The organism is Pseudomonas sediminis, assembly GCF_039555755.1.
GTDB lineage: Bacteria > Pseudomonadota > Gammaproteobacteria > Pseudomonadales > Pseudomonadaceae > Aquipseudomonas > Aquipseudomonas mendocina_D.
This window is the reverse complement of record NZ_CP154631.1, coordinates 3,555,132-3,573,256: the sequence shown is the minus strand read 5'-3', so window position 1 is coordinate 3,573,256 and position 18,125 is coordinate 3,555,132. Positions and strand designations below refer to the sequence as shown.

Annotated in this window: 18 protein-coding genes; 2 read left to right on the top strand and 16 right to left on the bottom strand. The window is 63.1% G+C overall.

Annotation, left to right across the window (positions count from 1 at the left end; genetic code table 11):
* Nucleotides 1-26: 26 nt before the first annotated feature.
* Nucleotides 27-1,556, top strand: coding sequence for a flagellar hook-length control protein FliK (locus tag AAEQ75_RS16785; protein ID WP_343349804.1), 1,530 nt, complete (start codon nt 27-29; stop codon nt 1,554-1,556).
* The gene (locus AAEQ75_RS16780) at nt 1,553-1,903 is read left to right on the top strand and encodes an EscU/YscU/HrcU family type III secretion system export apparatus switch protein (RefSeq protein ID WP_179576861.1); all 351 of its coding nucleotides are present in this window, start codon (nt 1,553-1,555) and stop codon (nt 1,901-1,903) included. Before AAEQ75_RS16785 ends, AAEQ75_RS16780 begins: the two co-directional genes overlap by 4 nt.
* Nucleotides 1,904-1,962: 59 nt before the next feature.
* Here AAEQ75_RS16780 and AAEQ75_RS16775 read toward each other — a convergent pair whose 3' ends face one another.
* From AAEQ75_RS16775 to fliR, 16 genes are all read right to left on the bottom strand, one after another.
* Nucleotides 1,963-2,376 (bottom strand): DUF2802 domain-containing protein, encoded by a 414-nt coding sequence (locus AAEQ75_RS16775; protein WP_099523112.1) that lies wholly within the window; start codon nt 2,374-2,376, stop codon nt 1,963-1,965.
* A gap of 3 nt (nt 2,377-2,379) precedes the next feature.
* Entirely contained in the window at nt 2,380-2,859 is a 480-nt protein-coding gene (locus AAEQ75_RS16770; protein WP_003243242.1) for a chemotaxis protein CheW, read from the bottom strand.
* A gap of 95 nt (nt 2,860-2,954) precedes the next feature.
* Nucleotides 2,955-3,728, bottom strand: coding sequence for a CheW domain-containing protein (locus AAEQ75_RS16765; RefSeq protein WP_343349803.1), 774 nt, complete (start codon nt 3,726-3,728; stop codon nt 2,955-2,957).
* An 86-nt stretch (nt 3,729-3,814) separates the two neighbouring features.
* The gene (locus AAEQ75_RS16760) at nt 3,815-4,603 is read right to left on the bottom strand and encodes a ParA family protein (protein ID WP_343349802.1); all 789 of its coding nucleotides are present in this window, start codon (nt 4,601-4,603) and stop codon (nt 3,815-3,817) included.
* A gap of 82 nt (nt 4,604-4,685) precedes the next feature.
* The gene (motD, locus tag AAEQ75_RS16755; RefSeq protein ID WP_143506653.1) at nt 4,686-5,495 is read right to left on the bottom strand and encodes a flagellar motor protein MotD; all 810 of its coding nucleotides are present in this window, start codon (nt 5,493-5,495) and stop codon (nt 4,686-4,688) included.
* Between the two features lie 12 nt (nt 5,496-5,507).
* Nucleotides 5,508-6,248 carry a flagellar motor protein gene (locus AAEQ75_RS16750; protein WP_343349801.1) on the bottom strand — a complete coding sequence of 247 codons (741 nt, stop codon included), beginning with the start codon at nt 6,246-6,248 and terminating at the stop codon, nt 5,508-5,510.
* Between the two features lie 25 nt (nt 6,249-6,273).
* The gene (locus tag AAEQ75_RS16745) at nt 6,274-7,398 is read right to left on the bottom strand and encodes a protein-glutamate methylesterase/protein-glutamine glutaminase (protein WP_343349799.1); all 1,125 of its coding nucleotides are present in this window, start codon (nt 7,396-7,398) and stop codon (nt 6,274-6,276) included.
* 45 nt (nt 7,399-7,443) lie between these two features.
* Nucleotides 7,444-9,696 (bottom strand): chemotaxis protein CheA, encoded by a 2,253-nt coding sequence (locus tag AAEQ75_RS16740; RefSeq protein WP_343349798.1) that lies wholly within the window; start codon nt 9,694-9,696, stop codon nt 7,444-7,446.
* A gap of 12 nt (nt 9,697-9,708) precedes the next feature.
* The gene (locus tag AAEQ75_RS16735; protein WP_037050467.1) at nt 9,709-10,497 is read right to left on the bottom strand and encodes a protein phosphatase CheZ; all 789 of its coding nucleotides are present in this window, start codon (nt 10,495-10,497) and stop codon (nt 9,709-9,711) included.
* Between the two features lie 19 nt (nt 10,498-10,516).
* Nucleotides 10,517-10,891: a chemotaxis response regulator CheY gene (locus AAEQ75_RS16730; protein WP_169968482.1), complete on the bottom strand. Its 375-nt coding sequence runs from the start codon at nt 10,889-10,891 to the stop codon at nt 10,517-10,519.
* A 100-nt stretch (nt 10,892-10,991) separates the two neighbouring features.
* The gene (gene fliA / locus AAEQ75_RS16725) at nt 10,992-11,738 is read right to left on the bottom strand and encodes an RNA polymerase sigma factor FliA (protein WP_037050464.1); all 747 of its coding nucleotides are present in this window, start codon (nt 11,736-11,738) and stop codon (nt 10,992-10,994) included.
* On the bottom strand, nt 11,735-12,565 hold the full coding sequence (gene fleN / locus AAEQ75_RS16720) for a flagellar synthesis regulator FleN (RefSeq protein WP_167494315.1): 831 nt from the start codon (nt 12,563-12,565) through the stop codon (nt 11,735-11,737). The genes fliA and fleN overlap by 4 nt, the downstream gene beginning before the upstream one ends.
* Nucleotides 12,566-12,654: 89 nt before the next feature.
* Nucleotides 12,655-13,965: a flagellar biosynthesis protein FlhF gene (gene flhF / locus AAEQ75_RS16715; RefSeq protein ID WP_134675534.1), complete on the bottom strand. Its 1,311-nt coding sequence runs from the start codon at nt 13,963-13,965 to the stop codon at nt 12,655-12,657.
* 11 nt (nt 13,966-13,976) lie between these two features.
* Nucleotides 13,977-16,124 carry a flagellar biosynthesis protein FlhA gene (gene flhA / locus AAEQ75_RS16710; RefSeq protein ID WP_343349795.1) on the bottom strand — a complete coding sequence of 716 codons (2,148 nt, stop codon included), beginning with the start codon at nt 16,122-16,124 and terminating at the stop codon, nt 13,977-13,979.
* Nucleotides 16,125-16,207: 83 nt separating this feature from the next.
* Complete coding sequence (gene flhB, locus AAEQ75_RS16705; protein WP_099523123.1) at nt 16,208-17,344, bottom strand: flagellar biosynthesis protein FlhB; 1,137 nt, start codon at nt 17,342-17,344, stop codon at nt 16,208-16,210.
* A 2-nt stretch (nt 17,345-17,346) separates the two neighbouring features.
* Nucleotides 17,347-18,123, bottom strand: a complete 777-nt coding sequence (gene fliR / locus AAEQ75_RS16700) for a flagellar biosynthetic protein FliR (RefSeq protein WP_099523124.1) — start codon at nt 18,121-18,123, stop codon at nt 17,347-17,349.
* Nucleotides 18,124-18,125 lie beyond the last annotated feature (2 nt).

The window sequence follows — 18,125 nt, the reverse complement described above, 5'->3', positions numbered from 1 at the left end:
GTACGCCATCAGATACGTGAGAGCCCATGAGCGAAATCAGCAGCCCACGCCCGCTTCCCCCTTCCGTACCGGTGATTCGCAACACTGCGACGGCGGCAGACATGGCCGTGCGCCTGTTGCAGCCACTGGAAGGCATGCTGGCGGCCGGCGAAAGCGCCAAGGCCGAAGTCGTGGCGATTCGCGAACAAGCGCAAAGCTTCCAGCTGCTGCTCAAACTGACCCTCGCAGGCGGCAAGCAGGCGACTCTGCAAGCCGAGAGCCCCAGGCCGCTGGCTCAGGGCAGCGCGCTGGTGGTCACCGCACTGTCCGAGACTCGCCTGGCGCTGGCCTTGCAGGCTGGCGGTGACAAGCCGCTGACCAGCCTCGACCTGCAGCAACTGCCCCCCGGTACGCTGGTGCAGGGCAAGGTCGTCAGCAACGCCCCACTGCCGACACAGAATGCGCAGACGATCTATCGCCTGGTGGTCAACCTGCTCAACACTCCGCTGGCGGGCAACAAGCTGGCCATCGACAGCCCCTTGAATCTGCCGCTCGGCAGCCTGCTCAGCGCGCAGGTACAAGGCAGCCAGAGCCTCGCCTTTCTGCCACTCAGCGGCCGCCTCGATCAGTTGGTACTGGGCCAGCAACTGGCCGCCCAGCAGAATCGCCAGGCGTCACTGGAGGGCTTGTTCAAGGGCCTGCAGAACCTGAGCGGTGGCGATGAGGCGCTGCGCGGCAGTATCGACAAGCTGCTTGCCGGCCTCCCCGATAGCACCCAGCTGAGTACCGCCAAAGGCCTCGCGCAGGCACTCGAAGGCAGCGGTGTGCTGCTCGAAGCCAAACTGCTGCAGGGCCAGACCGGCTCATTGCCGCAGGACCTGAAAGCCAACCTGCTGCGCCTGATCGCCCAGCTGATGCCGCAGTTGCCAGGAGTCTCCGGCCCCCTTGCGGGCCTGCAGAACGTCCTCAACCAGAACTTGCCCAACCTGGCTCGGCAACTGCTCGGGGCAGGCGCTGCCGGCTCAGCACGCCAACAGGCGCTGACCTTTCCCCTGCCCTCGCGCTTGCTGCAGAACATGGATGGCGAAGCCGACCTGGAAACCCTGCTGAAGCTGGCCGCTGCAGCCGTCTCACGGCTGCAGACCCATCAGCTATCGAGCCTGGCGCAAACCCAGGTGGATGCCAACGGCAACCTGCTGACCACCTGGCAGCTGGAGCTGCCCATGCGCCACCAGCAGGAAGTGATTCCACTGCAGATCAAACTGCAGCGCGAAGACAGTGGCAAGGCGGAGAAAGCGGAGCAGAAGGAAACGCTCTGGCGCGTGGAACTGGCCTTCGACCTCGATCATCTTGGCCCGCTGCAGGTTCGCGCTCAACTACTGCGCGGCAGCCTCTCCAGCCAACTGTGGGCCGAACGCGCCAATACCGCATCGCTGATCACCGCCGAGCTGGGCAACCTGCGTAAGCGCCTGCTAGCCGCAGGACTGGAGGTTGGCGAACTGGCCTGCAGCCAGGGCATGCCACCGCAAGGACCGAAAACCTCGCTGGAACAACGCTGGGTGGACGAAACCGCATGAGCCGCAAGCCGCAGTCCGAAGCGCGTCAGGCCATCGCCCTCAACTATGACGGGCAAAACGCACCAATACTCAGCGCCAAGGGTGATGATGAACTGGCCGAAGCCATCCTCGCCATCGCTCGCGAATACGAAGTACCGATCTATGAAAATGCCGAGTTGGTGCGTCTGCTGGCGCGCCTCGAACTGGGCGACGCCATTCCTGACGCACTGTATCGCTGCATTGCCGAGATCATCGCCTTCGCCTGGCACCTGCAGGGCAAGACACCGGAGGGTTTCACTCCGGCACAGGAAAGCGAGCGCGACGTCACCCCGCCACTTCCCCGCCTGAGTGGGCCGAGTGCCGATTAATGGGAAACCACCAGAACGCGTTGAGTGACCGGCAGAAAAGAGCTTCGCAGCCGCAGCGCTTAGGCTTTCTTGGGTCGATGCAGCCGGCTGATCAGCTCGGCCTCGGCCGTGCTGAGGCCGCAGGACTGGGTGAGATCGTCGACGCTGGCGCCCATGCCAACCAGGCGAGCGGCCTGGGTGAAGGACAGACTGTTGGGATCGCGCTGCTCGATCTGGCTGACCTTGTCCGGCAGCGGCGCCACCACACGGCGTAGCTCATGCAGCTCTTCGCCCATACGAATGCTGCCGGTCAGGTAGGCGTCGAGACGTTTACTCAGTTCCCTGATCCGTGCATCGCGCACGGCGTCACGCTTGGCCTGTTCGTCCAGCAGGCGTTGCTGGTTGCGGTACAGGCCTTTGCAGACGATGCCCAGGGCCACGCATAGCAGCGCCACGAAGGCCAGAGCCGCGGCAAGCATGGCGAATTCGGACATGGCTCAGATGCTCTCCAGCTCCGACCACTCTTCCTCGGACATCATCTTGTCCAGCTCGACCAGAATCAGCAGTTCGCCGTTCTTGTTGCACACGCCCTGGATGAACTTGGCCGACTCGTCGTTGCCGACATTCGGTGCAGTCTCGATCTCGGACTGACGCAGGTAGACCACTTCGGCCACACTGTCGACCAGGATGCCGACCACTTGTTTGTCCGCCTCGATGATGACGATACGGGTGTTGTCGGTCACCGGCGCCGAACCCAGGCCGAAGCGCTGGCGGGTATCGATCACGGTCACCACGTTGCCGCGCAGGTTGATGATGCCCAGCACGTAGCTAGGTGCACCCGGCACCGGGGCGATCTCGGTGTAGCGCAGGACTTCCTGAACCTGCATCACGTTGATGCCGTAGGTCTCGTTGTCCAGGCGAAAGGTCACCCACTGCAGAATCGGATCTTCGGCACCCTGTGCAGAACTTTTCTTCATGTCCCTAGCCTCGTCAAAAACCGCTCAGTGCGGCATGTGCGGGTCGACCCGCTTGTCATTAACTATAGAGCCCGTTGGCACAGGCCCACCAATTCTCAATGCAGTTTTCCGCCATTCAGGCGTTTCGCCGCACCGCTGGCGATCAGCTCGGCCAACGCAGCCACATCGAGCAGCGCGCACATGTGCTCGATCACCGTACCGGCCAGCCAGGGCCGCTGGGTACGCTGGCTGCGCCACTTGACCTCGCTCGGGTCCAGGCGAATCGAGCGGCTGACCTGATGCACCGCCAACCCCCACTCGTAGCCCTGCACGGAAATCACGTATTGAAGGCCTTCGCGGAAGTCCTCGCGATAACGGTCTGGCATCACCCAACGGGCTGTATCCAGTACTTTCAGGTTACCGGCCTGGCTCGGCAGGATGCCAAGAAACCAATCCGGCTGACCAAACAGCGGCGTCAGTTCCTGTCCTTCGAGCGGATAGATCGAGCCCAGGCAAATCAGCGGCACGGCCAGGGTCAACCCGGCCACGTCGAACAACAGGCACTCGAAGGGCTCCTCGGCCCAGGTCGGACGACCATCGGCCAGCAAGGCAGCCGGTTGCGGCGCCAGCTCGGCAAGGATGGCAACTTCCGGCGGAGCCTCTTCGATCACCGGCGCCTGCACCGGCGCAAGCAACTCCACCGGCGCAACGGCCAATGCGACCGGCTCGACCAGGCGTGCATCGCGCACCTGCTCCTCGAGCACCGCGGCCTCGAACTCGTCCAGACTGACGGACATCTCCAGTTCGGCGGCAGCTTCCTGCAGCAGCCCATCGAGGTAGGACTGCAGAGCCAGCTGGGAACGCGTAGCGGTGGCGAGGTTACGACTCATGACTGGAACCCGGAATAAGATCTTGACAGCCTATCGGCCGCGGCATGCTCCGACTTGAGTGTCGCAGTTCAACACAGACGCTCATTTCAAGCCACCTGCGCCGCCGGCTGATGACTCAACAGATGCTTGAGCAGCGCTCGGTAGGCGATGACGCCACGGCTGTTCGCATCGAACTGCGAAGGCGTGCGCCCAGCCCGGCTGGCATCACGCAAGCGCGTGTCGACCGGAATGTAAGCCGGCCACAGGTGCTCAGGGTAAGTGTTGCGCAGTAGCCGCAGCGTACTCATGGACGCCTGGGTGCGGCGGTCGAACAGCGTCGGCACGATGGTGTAAGGCAAAGCCTGCTTACGCGAGCGATTGATCATCGCCAGCGTGGTGATCATGCGCTCCAGGCCTTTCACTGCGAGGAATTCAGTCTGCACCGGTATCGCCAGTTGCTGGCTCGCCGCCAGGGCGTTGACCATCAGTACGCCGAGCAAGGGCGGGCTGTCGATGATGGCGTGATCGAAATCCTCCCACAGCTGCGCCAGGCTCTTGGCGATCACCAGCCCCAAGCCATTCTGCCCTGGCGACTGGCGCTCGAGCGTGGCCAGCGCGGTGCTCGACGGCAACAGGGAGATATTCTCGTGACTGGTGCTGTGCAGCAGTTGCTTGGGCAGGCCCTGCGGCACATTGCCCTGATGCAGGAACAGATCGAAGCAACTGTGCTCCAGCGTATCGGGATCATGACCGAAATAGCTGGTCATCGACCCATGCGGGTCGAGATCGACGACGATCACGCGCTTGCCGGCATCGGCCAACAGGCCTGCCAGCGCGATGGAGGTGGTGGTCTTGCCGACCCCGCCCTTCTGATTGGCTACTGCCCAGACTTTCATCTTCTCTCATCCTCCCGGCAAGAGGCGCTCAGGCCGAGAATGGCTGTCGCACGCACGCAGCAGGCGACTAGGATTTGACGGCTCACGACTGTGGAACCCCCGACGCAGACGCCGGTGCAGGTTGCGTGCCAGCATCGGACTGCTGGGTTGCGGCGCTGCCAGCGCCACGTCGCGTGTCGAGATTGCGGGAAATCACCAGCACGACCCGACGGTTTCGCCCCCTACCCTCTGCGGTAGCATTGTCGGCCACCGGCTGGAATTCGCCATACCCCACTGCGGCCAGGCGCGAAGGGTCGACGCCATCCATGGCCAGCATACGCACGATGCTTGAGGCGCGCGCCGAAGACAGCTCCCAGTTGGTCGGATACTGGGCAGTCTGGATCGGCAGGTTATCGGTGAACCCCTCGACCTTGACCGGATTCTGGTAAGGCGCCAGGATTTTGGCCACCTTCTCGATAATATCGAAAGCCTGATTGTTCGGAATCGCATCGCCGCTAGGAAAGAGCAGACTGGAGCTGAGCTCGATCTCGATCCACATCTCGTTGCCGCGCACGGTCAGCTGATCGCTCTGGATCAGGTCGCCAAAGGCCTCACGCACGCTGGAGGCGATGCTTTGCAGGGTCGAATCCGAACTGGGGTCGTCCTTCGAGGTGTTATCAGGCTCACTGGTGCGCGGCCGCTCCTCACCGACCGGGATCGGCTTGATCGAGCGATCAGGCTGATTGAACACGCCTGTCAGTGACTCCGAGAGGATCTTGTACTTGCCTTCGTTGATCGAGGAAATCGAGTACATCACCACGAAAAAGGCGAACAGCAAGGTGATGAAGTCGGCATAGGAGACCAGCCAACGCTCGTGATTCTCGTGCTCCTCATGATGCCGCCTGCGCGCCATGCCATACCTCCATCAGTCCATGAAGCCTTGCAGCTTCAGTTCGATGGAGCGCGGATTCTCACCCTCGGCGATGGACAGGATGCCTTCGAGGAGCATCTCGCGGTAACGCGACTGGCGCAGCGCGATGGACTTGAGCTTGTTGCCTATCGGTAGCAGCAGCAGGTTGGCAAAACCGACACCGTAGATGGTGGCAACGAACGCCACGGCAATGCCACTGCCGAGCATGCTGGGATCAGCCAGGTTCCCCATCACGTGGATCAGGCCCATTACCGCGCCGATGATGCCAATGGTCGGCGCATAGCCGCCCATGCTCTCGAACACCTTTGCAGCCTGGAAATCGCGCACCTCCTGGGTATAGAGATCGACCTCGAGAATGCTACGAATGGATTCCGGCTCGGCGCCATCGACCAGCAACTGCAGGCCTTTGCGCGCATAAGGGTCAGGCTCGGCATCGGCCACCGCCTCGAGACCGAGCAGGCCTTCCTTGCGCGCCACCATGCTCCAGCCGGTCACACGATTGATGCCACCTACCAGATCGATACGAGGCGGGAAAAATATCCAGCGCATGATGCTCATCGCGCGCTTGAACACCTGCACCGGCGCCTGCAGAAAAGCCGCGCCCAATGTGCCACCGATGACGATCAGCGCCGCCGGACCGTTGAGCAACGCTCCGGCGCTGCCCCCTTCCAGGTAATTGCCACCCAGAATGGCGACGAACGCCAGGATGACGCCGATTAGGCTCAGTACATCCATGCGCGGGTTCCACACTTAACCTGGGTCACTGGCAAGCCTCGGTCAGGTGCCGGCCGATGTCATCCAGGCCATAGACGGCATCCGCCAGATTGGCCTTGACCACGGCCATGGGCATGCCATAGATCACGCAACTGGCCTCGTCCTGCGCCCACACCTGACTGCCGCCCTGCTTGAGCAGGCGCGCGCCCTCACGGCCGTCGGCGCCCATGCCGGTCAGCACCACGGCAAGCACCTTGTCGCCATAGGACTTGGCGGCCGAGCCGAAGGTGATATCGACGCAGGGTTTGTAGTTGAGGCGCTCGTCACCCGGCAGGATTTTTATCGCGCCGCGCGCATCGACCATCATCTGCTTGCCACCAGGCGCCAGCAGCGCCAGGCCAGGGCGCAGAATATCGCCGTCCTCAGCCTCCTTGACCTGAATGCGGCACAGCTTGTCCAGGCGCTCGGCGAAGGCCTTGGTGAAGGCCGCTGGCATGTGCTGGATCAGCACCAGCGGTGCCGGGAAGTTGGCTGGCAGCTGTGTCAATACACGCTGCAGCGCCACCGGGCCACCAGTAGAGGTGCCAATGGCCACCAGTTTGTAAGCCTTGCGCTTGGGTGCAGACGAAACCGCTGCCCCACCACCGGTACGTGCAGGAGCTGCGGGAACGGGAACCGCAGGCCGCGTCGAAACGGCCGGGCGACTAATCGGCGCCGCACTCGGGCTCGCCGCAGTCGGCGCCGGAGCCACCGCAGCCGAGCTGAAACGACGGTTGCTGCGCGCGATGCTATGCACCTTCTCGCAGAGCATCTGCTTGACCTTCTCAGGGTTACGCGAGATGTCTTCGAAGTTCTTCGGCAGAAAATCCACCGCACCGGCGTCCAACGCATCAAGCGTCACGCGGGCGCCTTCGTGGGTCAGCGAAGAGAACATCAACACTGGCGTCGGGCAGCGCTGCATGATGTTTCGAACCGCAGTGATGCCGTCCATCATCGGCATCTCGTAATCCATGGTGATCACATCGGGCTTGAGCGCCAATGCCTGATCGATGGCTTCACGTCCGTTGGTGGCCGTCCCTACCACCTGAATACTGGAATCGGCAGACAGAATTTCCGAAACACGCCGGCGGAAGAAGCCGGAATCGTCCACCACCAAGACCTTGACAGTCATAAACACTCCTAGACGGCACGGGCTTCGGCCCGTGCCGCAAAACCATCAGAAACGCCGAGCGTAGCGCTTGAGCATGCTCGGTACGTCGAGAATCAGCGCGATGCGACCGTCGCCGGTGATGGTCGCCCCGGACATGCCCGGAGTGCCCTGCAGCATCTTGCCCAGTGGCTTGATTACCACTTCTTCCTGACCCACCAATTGATCGACGACAAAACCGATGCGCTGGCTGCCCACGGTGAGGATCACCACGTGACCTTCGCGCTGTTCCTCCTGGAAGGCCTGCGGTACCAGCCAACGCTTGAGATAGAACAGCGGCAGCGCCTTGTCACGCACGATCACCACTTCCTGGCCATCGACCACGTTGGTGCGCGACAGGTCGAGGTGGAAGATCTCGTTGACGTTGACCAGCGGGAAGGCGAATGCCTGGTTTTCCAGCATCACCATCAGCGTGGGCATGATCGCCAGGGTCAGCGGCACCTTGATGATGATCTTCGAGCCCTGACCCTTCTGCGAGAACACGTTCACCGTGCCGTTGAGCTGGGTGATCTTGGTCTTGACCACATCCATGCCGACACCACGGCCGGACACGTCGGAAATCTCGGTCTTGGTCGAGAAGCCCGGGGCGAAGATCAGGTTGTAGCATTCGAACTCGTTCAGGCGATCCGCCGCGTCCTTGTCCAGCAGGCCCTTTTCCACGGCCTTGGCGCGCAGCACGTCGGCATCCATGCCCTTGCCGTCGTCGGTGATCGACAGCAGGATGTGATCCCCTTCCTGCTCGGCGGACAGCACCACACGACCGGCACGGGCCTTGCCGGCCTTCTCGCGCTCCTCCGGCGTTTCCACGCCATGGTCGACGGCGTTGCGCACCAAGTGCACCAGCGGGTCGGCCAGGGCCTCGACGAGGTTCTTGTCGAGGTCGGTCTCTTCGCCCACCAGCTCGAGGTTGATCTCTTTCTTCAGGTTGCGCGCCAGATCGCGGACCAGACGCGGGAAGCGGCCGAACACCTTCTTGATCGGCTGCATGCGGGTCTTCATCACCGAGGTCTGCAGGTCCGCAGTGACCACGTCGAGGTTCGACACCGCCTTGGACATCGCCTCATCGCCGCTGTTGAGACCCAGGCGTACCAGGCGGTTACGCACCAGCACCAGCTCGCCGACCATGTTCATGATCTCGTCGAGGCGCGCGGTGTCGACGCGTACGGTGGTTTCCGCTTCGCTCGCCGCCGGTGCCTTGTCACCAGCAGGTGCCGGCGCGGCTGCGGCGCGGCCAGCAGCGGGCTCGGCCTTGGCTGGAGCGGCCGGCTTGGCGGGCGCAGCAGGTGCAGCAGGTGCAGCAGCTTTGGCCGCTGCGGCGGGCTTGGCTACAGGTGCAGCCGGTTTCGCTGCCGGAGCGGGAGCAGCCGGCTCACTCGGCGGCACGAACTTGCCCTTGCCGTGCAACTGATCGAGCAGCGACTCGAACTCGTCGTCGGTGATGTCATCACCGGCAGGCGCCGGCGGTTCGCTGGCAGCGACGGCTGGCGCGGCGGTTTCGGCCGGGCCGGAGAACTGCCCCTTGCCGTGCAGCTGGTCGAGCAACGCCTCGAATTCATCGTCGGTGATGTCGTCACTGGCAGGCGCCGGCGCCGGTGCGGCAGCACTGGCGGTGCTGGCAGGCGTCTCGACCGGGCCACTGAACTGCCCCTTGCCATGCAACTGGTCGAGCAGCGACTCGAACTCGTCGTCGGTGATGTCGTCACTGGCAGGCGCCGCCGCTTCCACGGCCGGGGCATCGCCCAGGGCGTCGAGCAGCTGTTCGAACTCGCTGTCGGTGATGTCGCCGGATGCCGCAGCAGCCGCAACCGGCTCAGGCTCCGGCTCGGGTTCCGGCGCGGCTGCCACGACCGGCGCAGGCGCCGGCTCGGCACCAGCCGGTTCAGCCAGGCGCGCCAGCGCGGCCAGCAGTTCCGGCGTGGCAGGCGTCGGCTCGCGGCGCTCGCGCACCTCGCCGAACATGCCGTTGACTGCATCAAGAGCCTCGAGCACCACGTCCATCAGCTCCGAGTCGACGCGACGCTCACCCTTGCGCAGGATGTCGAACACGTTCTCGGCTATGTGGCAGCACTCCACCAGCTCGTTGAGCTGGAGGAAGCCCGCTCCGCCCTTGACGGTATGGAAACCGCGAAAGATGGCGTTGAGCAGGTTCATGTCGTCCGGCCGGCTTTCCAGCTCGACCAACTGCTCGGACAACTGTTCGAGAATCTCGCCGGCCTCTACCAGGAAGTCCTGGAGGATCTCTTCATCGGCGCCGAAGCTCATATTGTGTGCTCCTTAGAACCCTAGGCTGGACAGCAGGTCGTCGACATCGTCCTGACTGGAGGCAACGTCATCACGCTTATCGGCATGAATCTGCGGACCTTCACCCCGCGATGGCTCTTTTATTTTTTCCTGTTCGGCACGCAACGCTTCGTGGTCATGCTGAATGCCGGCAAAACGGTCGACCTGGCTGGCCATCAGCATCAGCTTGAGCAGGTTGCCTTCCACCTCGGTCACCAGCTGGGTGACCCGCTTGATCACCTGCCCGGTGAGGTCCTGATAGTCCTGCGCCAGCAGAATGTCGTTGAGGTGATTGGACAGTTTGGCGCCGTCACGCTCACTGCGCGCCAGGAACAGCTCGACGCGCTTGGCCAGCTCGCGGAACCCTTCGGCGCCCATCTCGCGACGCATGAAACGGCCCCATTCGGCGCTCAGGCTCTGCGCCTCATCGCTCAGGTCATTGACCAGCGGAGCGCTCTGCTCCACCAGGTCCATGGTGCGGTTAGCCGCCCTCTCGGTCTGGGTAACGACGTAGTTCAGGCGTTCGGTCGCATCGGCGATCTGCGACAGCTCCTGCGCATGCGGCATGCGCGGGTCGATCTGAAAGTTGACGATGGCGTTGTGCAGCTCACGGGTCAGCTTGCCGACCTCGTGATAGAGCCCGCGATCACGGACCTTGTTGAGTTCGTTGATCAGTTGCACCGCGGCGCCGAAATTGCCTTGTTCGAGGCTATCGACCAGGTCACGGGCGTTGTTTTTCAGGGTCGACTCGAGGTCACCCATCGTGGAGTCATCATGTTCCATAGCACCCTCGCGGCCGACATCAGCCGTTGACTCGCTCGAAGATCTTCTCGATCTTTTCCTTCAGCACCTGGGCGGTGAAGGGTTTGACCACGTAGCCATTCACGCCGGCCTGAGCCGCCTCGATGATCTGGTCGCGCTTGGCTTCGGCGGTCACCATCAGCACCGGCAGGTGCTTGAGACGCTCGTCGGCGCGAACGGCGCGCAGCAAGTCGATACCGGTCATGCCGGGCATGTTCCAGTCGGTCACCAGAAAGTCGAAGCTGCCGCTCTGCAGCATCGGCAGCGCCGACGTGCCGTCATCGGCTTCTGCGGTGTTGGTGAAACCCAAGTCCCGCAAGAGGTTCTTGATGATCCGTCGCATCGTCGAGAAATCGTCAACGATGAGGATTTTCATGTTCTTGTCCAAGTCGACCTCCGTACAGTCCCAAACGTATTGCGCTTGCAACTACGTCCTTTAATCGAGAAACCGCTTCCGCCTGCGAGTACGCCGCTGTTCAGCCTGCGCGCCATTCACTCAGTCGCGAGCGCAGGCGTGCCGCGCACTGACTGTGCAGTTGGCTCACACGTGACTCGCTAACCCCCAGCACTTCACCGATTTCTTTCAAGTTCAGTTCTTCATCGTAATACAGCGCCAGCACGAGACGTTCACGCTCGGGCAAACCGGCGATGGCCTCGGCCAAAGCCGCCTGAAAGCGTTCGTCTTCGAGGTCCCGCGAAGGTTCGAGGTGGGTGTGCCCGGCGTCTTCGTGCAACCCGCCGTGCTCGCCATCCTGCAAGAGGTCGTCGAAGCTGAACAGGCGGCTGCCCAAAGTGTCGCCAAGAATGCCGTAGTAATCCTCCAGACTCAATTGGAGTTCGGCAGCAACCTCGTGATCTTTAGCGTCGCGCCCGGTTCGGGCTTCGACTGCACGAATCGCATCGCTGACCATACGGCTGTTACGGTGCACGGAACGCGGCGCCCAATCGCCCTTGCGTACCTCGTCGAGCATGGCACCGCGAATGCGGATGCCGGCGAAGGTTTCGAAACTGGCACCCTTGCTGGAGTCGTATTTGCGCGAGGCCTCGAGCAGCCCGATCATCCCCGCCTGGATCAGATCATCGACCTGCACGCTGGCTGGCAGGCGTGCCAGCAGGTGGTAGGCGATGCGCTTGACCAGGGAGGCATAGCGCTCGATCAACTGGTGCTGGGAGTCCTGCGCCTGCGCCTTGTTGTACATACGAAGTCCAGAAGCTGCTGTCATACGGCACTGTCAGCCGTCGGTTGCTGCACCAGACGCTCGACGAAGAACTCCAGATGGCCGCGGGGGTTGGCCGGCAACGGCCAGGTGTCGACCTTCTGAGCAATCGCCTTGAACGCCAGGGCGCACTTGGATCGTGGGAACGCCTCATAGACGGCACGCTGCTTCTGCACGGCCTTGCGCACGCACTCGTCGTAGGGCACGGCGCCGACATACTGCAGGGCGACATCAAGAAAACGATCCGTCACCTTGGTCAGCTTAGCAAAGAGATTGCGCCCTTCCTGCGGACTGTGAGCCATGTTGGCCAGGACGCGGAAACGGCTGATGCCATGGTCACGGTTGAGCAGCTTGATCAGGGCGTAGGCATCGGTGATGGAGGTCGGTTCGTCGCACACCACCACGAGGATTTCCTGCGCCGCCCGGACGAAGCTGACCACCGCATCGCCGATACCGGCGGCGGTGTCGATCACCAGGACATCGAGGTTTTCGCTGATGTCGCTGAATGCCTGGATCAGCCCGGCATGCTGCATCGGCGTGAGGCTGACCATGCTCTGCGTGCCCGACGCGGCCGGCACGATGCGAATGCCGCCCGGCCCCTGCAGCAGCACGTCACGCAGATCGCACTCGCCGGCGATCACATCGGCCAGGGTGCGCTTGGGTGTGAGCCCCAGCAGCACGTCGACGTTGGCCAGCCCCAGGTCGGCGTCCATCAGCATCACCCGCCGACCGAGGTCGGCCAGGGCCATGGACAGATTCACCGACACATTGGTCTTGCCGACGCCACCCTTGCCGCCGGTCACCGCAATCACCTGTACGGGATGCATACCCATGTTCTTTCTACACCTTGTCTAACTTCGACTTGACCATCAGGCCGTTCACTCCCGCGCTCATGCGCGAGAGGGTGCAACATTGTCGCCGTTCAGCCGGCGCGCTGCGCGGGCTGGTGATAGAGCCCGGCGAACAACTGCGCCATGGCGTCCTCACTCGGCTCCTCCGCAGACTGCAGGCCCACTGCGCGGCTGACCAGCTGGTGGCTGCGCGGTACCTGCAGGTCATCCGGAATGCGCGGCCCGTCTGTCACATAGGCTACCGGCAGATGCTGGCCTATAGCCAGACCCAATACCTCGCCCAGGCTCGCAGCCTCGTCCAGCTTGGTCAGTATGCAACCAGAAAGTCCGCAGCGCTTGTAACTATGGTAGGCCGCCTTGAGCACTTGGTTCTGACTCGTTGCCGCCAAAACCAGATAATTCTTCGACTTGATGCGTGGCGACGCCAGGCTCTCCAGCTGCAGACGCAGTGCCGGATCGTTACCCGGCAGGCCTGCGGTGTCGACCAGCACCACGCGTTTCTTGGCCAGCGGCGTCAGAGCCTGCAGCAGAGACTGACCGGGATCGACCTGGGTCACCGATACGCCAAGGATACGCCCAAGCGTCTTCAGTTGCTCCTGTGCGCCAATACGATAGCTGTCCATGCTCACCAGAGCGACCTGCTGCGCGCCGTACTTAAGCACGTAGCGCGCAGCCAGCTTGGCCAGCGTGGTGGTCTTGCCCATGCCGGCCGGACCGACCAGGGCGATCACCCCACCCTCTTCCAGCGGCTCGACCTTGGGCGTCCTGATCGCGTGAGCCAGGTGGGCCAGCAGCATGCGCCAGGCCTGACGCGGCTCGGCCACACCGGCCACCTTGCTCAGCAGGGCTTGCGACAGCTCGGCCGACAGGCCCATGCGCTGCAGGCGGCGCCAGAGGTTGGCCTGCTGCGGACGACGATTCTGCAACTGCCCCCAGGCGATGGACCCCAGCTGGACTTCGATCAGCTCACGCAGGCCATGCAGCTCGAAGCGCATCGCGTCCAGGGCCCGGGGATCGACCGCCGGTGCAGCGGCGACAGGCGCCTCGAGCGGGCGCTGCGGCTTGACCGGCGTCGCCGGCAGCTCGGGCGCCAGCAGCGACTCGTTGGCGAACAACTGGCGATCCTTGCCGGCATCCTGTTCGGCACGGGTGGTCAGCTCGGCCTGGGCGCTGGCGATGCGCGCCTGGGTCTTGCGCAATTCGGCTTCCAGCGCCGGGTTCGGGCGTGCCGGGGCCGGCGCCTGGTAATCCAGCGCAGCCGTCAGCTCCACACCGCCAGCCACGCGGCGGTTGCCGATGATCGAGGCATCGGCGCCCAGTTCGTCACGCACCAGTTTCATGGCGGTCCGCATATCGGCGGCGAAGAAGCGTTTGACCTGCATGACCCTTTACCTCAGTTCTGGCCAACCGTAGCGACTATGGTGACCTGCTTGTTGTCCGGAATTTCCTGGTACGCCAGCACGTGCATGCTGGGTACCGCCAGCCGCGCGAAGCGCGAGAGCATCGCCCGGATCGGACCGGCCACCAGCAGGATCACCGGTTTGCCGAGCATTTCCTGGCGCTGCGCCGCATCCACCAGGGAACGCTGCAGCTTTTCAGCCATGCCGGGCTCGAGGAGGATGCCATCCTCGCTGCCCTGACCGGCCTTCTGCAGACTGTTCAGCAATATCTGTTCCAACCTTGGCTCCAGGGTGATCACAGGCAGCTCCGGCTCTAGTCCCACAATGCTTTGCACGATTGCGCGGGCCAGCGACACGCGGACTGCGGCGACCATCGCGGCGGGATCTTGACTCTTCGGCGCGACGTTGGCGATCGCCTCGGCGATGGTGCGGATATCGCGTACCGGCACCTGCTCCTGCAGCAGTGCCTGCAACACCTTGAGCAGGGTCGACAGCGACACCAGCCCCGGCACCAGCTCCTCGGCCAGCTTGGGCGAGCTCTTGGCCAGCAACTGCATGAGCTGTTGCACTTCCTCGTGACCGAGCAACTCGTGGGCGTGCTTGTGCAGGATCTGGTTGAGGTGAGTCGCGACCACCGTACTGGCGTCGACCACGGTGTAGCCGAGCGATTGCGCCTGATCACGCTGGCTGGGGTCGATCCATACCGCCTCCAGGCCGAACGCCGGATCCTTGGCGGCGATCCCATTGAGCGGGCCGAACACCTGGCCGGGGTTGATCGCCAGTTCCCGGTCGGGATAGACCTCCGCCTCGGCGACGCTGACGCCCATCAGCGTCAGGCGATAGGCGTTGGGCGCCAGGTCGAGGTTATCGCGGATGTGCACCGAGGGCATGAGAAAGCCCATTTCCTGCGAGAGCTTCTTGCGCACGCCCTTGATCCGCGCCAGCAGTTGGCCGCCCTGGTTGCGATCGACCAGCGGAATCAGGCGATAGCCCACCTCCAGGCCGACCATGTCCACCGGGGTGACGTCATCCCAGCCCAGTTCCTTGACCTCCTGGGCCTTCTGCGCCGGCAGCAGCTCCTGCTGACGCTGGACCTCCTTGACCTCCTCTTCCTTGGCCTTGCGCTGGCGATGGGCGATCCAGTACGCGCCACCGGCGGCGATCAGGCCCAGGCCGATGAAGGAAAAGTGCGGCATGCCCGGCACCAGGCCCATGGCGATCATGATCGCTGCGGCCACGGCCAGCGCACGCGGCGAGGCGAACATCTGCCGGTTGACCTGCGCGCCCATGTCCTCGGAGGTGGACACGCGGGTCACCATCACCGCCGCTGCCGTGGACAGCAACAGGGAAGGAATCTGCGCCACCAGGCCGTCACCGATGGTCAGCAGGGTGTAGACCTTGCCGGCGTCGGAGAAGGCCAGGCTGTGCTGCAGCACGCCGATGGCGATACCGCCGATGAGGTTGATGAACAGGATCAGCAAGCCGGCGATGGCGTCACCGCGGACGAACTTGCTGGCACCGTCCATGGAACCGTAGAAGTCGGCCTCCTGCGCCACTTCGCTGCGGCGCTTCTTGGCCTCGACCTGGTCGATGAGGCCGGCATTGAGGTCGGCGTCGATGGCCATCTGCTTGCCGGGCATGGCATCCAGGGTGAAACGCGCGCTCACTTCGGAGATACGCCCGGCACCCTTGGTGACCACCACGAAGTTGATGATCATGAGGATGGCGAACACCACGATACCGACCACGTAGTTGCCGCCGATCACCACCTCGCCGAAGGCCTGGATCACCTGCCCCGCCGCGCCATGCCCCTCGTGACCGTTGAGCAGCACCACGCGCGTGGACGCCACGTTCAGCGCCAGGCGCAGCAGCGTCGCCGCCAGCAGGATGGTGGGGAACACGGCGAAATCCAGCGGTCGCAGGGCGTAGATGCTGACCAGCAGGACGACGATCGACAGGGCGATGCTGAAGGTGAACAGCACATCGAGCAGGAACGCCGGGATCGGCAGCATGACCATGCCGAGCATGACCAGCAGCAACAGCGGAATGCCCAGGTTGCCATGGCGCAAGCCTGCCAGGTTGCTGCGCACTTCACCGATTAACTGTGCTCGATCTACTGCCACGTCCCTACCCCAAGCCATTCAATCTTTTGACGCGAAAGTGCGCCCTAGAGAGGTCATGGCAAGAAGCGTTCCAGAAGTGACACGACAGCGCGCTACACGCCCTAAGAGTCGCGGCGTAGATCCGCCGGGATCGGGAAGTCCGGCAGCGGGCCTGGGCGCTTGCCCTTGCCGGCCTGGTACTGACGAAGCTGATAGACGTAGGCCAGCACTTGAGCCACGGCCAGATACAGGCCAGCAGGAATTTCCTGGTCCAGCTCGGTGGAGTAATACACCGCACGGGCCAATGCCGGGGACTCCAGCACCATCACCTTGTGCTCCTGGGCGATCTCGCGAATTTTCAGCGCCAGGAAGTCGCCGCCCTTTGCCAGCAACACCGGTGCGCTCCCCTTCTCCGGGTCGTACTTGAGCGCTACGGCGAAGTGCGTCGGGTTGGTGATGACCACGTCAGCCTGCGGCACGGCTTGCATCATCCGACGTTCGGCCATTTCCCGCTGCAACTGGCGAATACGTCCTTTGACTTCGGGCTTGCCCTCGGTGTCCTTGTACTCGTCGCGCACTTCCTGCTTGGTCATCATCAACTTCTGCTTGTGACTCCACAGCTGGAACGGCACATCCACCGCGGCGATCAGGATAAGCCCGCAGGACAGCCAGAACGCACTCCAGCCGACAACCTTCAGGCTATGCAGAATGGCGGGCTCGACGGGCTCGTTGGCAATGGCCAGCAGATCGTCCTGGTCCACCGAAAGCACTACCAGCGCTACCGCAAGGATTACCAGAAACTTGGCCAGAGCCTTGAGCAACTCGACCAACGCCTGAACCGAGAACATGCGTTTGAGACCCGCCAATGGGTTCATCCGGCTGGCTTTGGGTTGCAGCGCCTCGGCAGAGAACAACCACCCCCCGAGCGCGATGGGGCCAGCGATGGAGGCGATCAACAACGCAATGAAAAAGGGTTGCACCGCCAGCAATGCCTGCTTGCCCGAAGCCAGCAGATAAAGCGCCATGCTGCGTTCGCTCATCAGCACATCGCGCGGCAAGCTGAAATTGCCGCGCATGACATCCATCAACACATTGCCCATGTAGGCGCCGAAAATGATCAGGGCGACAGTGCCGGTGAGCGTCACCGCCACCGTGTTGAGTTCCTTGGACCGAGCGATCTGGCCTTTCTTGCGCGACTCTTCAAGTCGCTTGCCTGTGGGTTCCTCGCTCTTGTCAGCGCCGCTCTCGCTTTCGGCCATCGCTACCTCACAAGAGCGAATTCGCTCAGCTGTTGCAGGGCTTCGCTGGCCAGCGCCTGGAACAGGTTGCCGAAATCGGAAAGCCCCACCCAGAAAATCACCAGGCCCATGGCCAGGGTCAGGGGGAAGCCGATGGAAAAGATGTTCAGTTGCGGCGCGGCGCGCGTCATCACGCCAAACGCCAGGTTGATCACCAGCAGCGCGGTGACCATGGGCAGCGTCAACAACAGGCCGGCGCCGATCACCCAGCCCAGTTTGCCAGCCAGCTCCCAGTAATGATTGACCATCAGCCCTTGCCCGGACGGCAGCGTGACGAAGCTTTCCGCCAGAATTTCCAGCACCACCAGATGGCCGTTGATGGCCAGAAACAGCAAGGTCACCAACATCAGCATGAACTGGCCAAGCACCGGCACCGACACACCATTGGTGGGGTCGACCATGGAGGCGAACCCCAGGCCCATCTGCATGGCGATGATCTGCCCAGCGACGGCGAACAGATGAAAGAACAACTGCAGAATAAAGCCGAACATGGCGCCGATCAGCACCTGTTCGAGGATCAGCAGCAGACTACGCAGGCTCAAGGCATCGACCTGCGGCATAGGTGGTAGCGTCGGCACCAGCACCACACTGATGGCCAGCGCCAGATAGAGGCGTACGCGGTTCGGCACCAGCTGGGTACCGATGATGGGCATCACCATCAACATCGCGGCGATGCGAAACAACGGCAGCAGAAACTGGCCGACCCAGCCGCTGATCTGCTCGTTGCTCAACTCCAGCATCG

Coding starts and splice junctions, on each gene's coding strand:
- AAEQ75_RS16785 (WP_343349804.1), top strand. CDS start 27: ATGAGCGAAATCAGCAGCCCACGCCCGCTTCCCCCTTCCGTACCGGTG.
- AAEQ75_RS16780 (WP_179576861.1), top strand. CDS start 1,553: ATGAGCCGCAAGCCGCAGTCCGAAGCGCGTCAGGCCATCGCCCTCAAC.
- AAEQ75_RS16775 (WP_099523112.1), bottom strand. CDS start 2,376: ATGTCCGAATTCGCCATGCTTGCCGCGGCTCTGGCCTTCGTGGCGCTG.
- AAEQ75_RS16770 (WP_003243242.1), bottom strand. CDS start 2,859: ATGAAGAAAAGTTCTGCACAGGGTGCCGAAGATCCGATTCTGCAGTGG.
- AAEQ75_RS16765 (WP_343349803.1), bottom strand. CDS start 3,728: ATGAGTCGTAACCTCGCCACCGCTACGCGTTCCCAGCTGGCTCTGCAG.
- AAEQ75_RS16760 (WP_343349802.1), bottom strand. CDS start 4,603: ATGAAAGTCTGGGCAGTAGCCAATCAGAAGGGCGGGGTCGGCAAGACC.
- motD (WP_143506653.1), bottom strand. CDS start 5,495: ATGGCGCGCAGGCGGCATCATGAGGAGCACGAGAATCACGAGCGTTGG.
- AAEQ75_RS16750 (WP_343349801.1), bottom strand. CDS start 6,248: ATGGATGTACTGAGCCTAATCGGCGTCATCCTGGCGTTCGTCGCCATT.
- AAEQ75_RS16745 (WP_343349799.1), bottom strand. CDS start 7,398: ATGACTGTCAAGGTCTTGGTGGTGGACGATTCCGGCTTCTTCCGCCGG.
- AAEQ75_RS16740 (WP_343349798.1), bottom strand. CDS start 9,696: ATGAGCTTCGGCGCCGATGAAGAGATCCTCCAGGACTTCCTGGTAGAG.
- AAEQ75_RS16735 (WP_037050467.1), bottom strand. CDS start 10,497: ATGGAACATGATGACTCCACGATGGGTGACCTCGAGTCGACCCTGAAA.
- AAEQ75_RS16730 (WP_169968482.1), bottom strand. CDS start 10,891: ATGAAAATCCTCATCGTTGACGATTTCTCGACGATGCGACGGATCATC.
- fliA (WP_037050464.1), bottom strand. CDS start 11,738: ATGACAGCAGCTTCTGGACTTCGTATGTACAACAAGGCGCAGGCGCAG.
- fleN (WP_167494315.1), bottom strand. CDS start 12,565: ATGGGTATGCATCCCGTACAGGTGATTGCGGTGACCGGCGGCAAGGGT.
- flhF (WP_134675534.1), bottom strand. CDS start 13,965: ATGCAGGTCAAACGCTTCTTCGCCGCCGATATGCGGACCGCCATGAAA.
- flhA (WP_343349795.1), bottom strand. CDS start 16,124: ATGGCTTGGGGTAGGGACGTGGCAGTAGATCGAGCACAGTTAATCGGT.
- flhB (WP_099523123.1), bottom strand. CDS start 17,344: ATGGCCGAAAGCGAGAGCGGCGCTGACAAGAGCGAGGAACCCACAGGC.
- fliR (WP_099523124.1), bottom strand. CDS start 18,123: ATGCTGGAGTTGAGCAACGAGCAGATCAGCGGCTGGGTCGGCCAGTTT.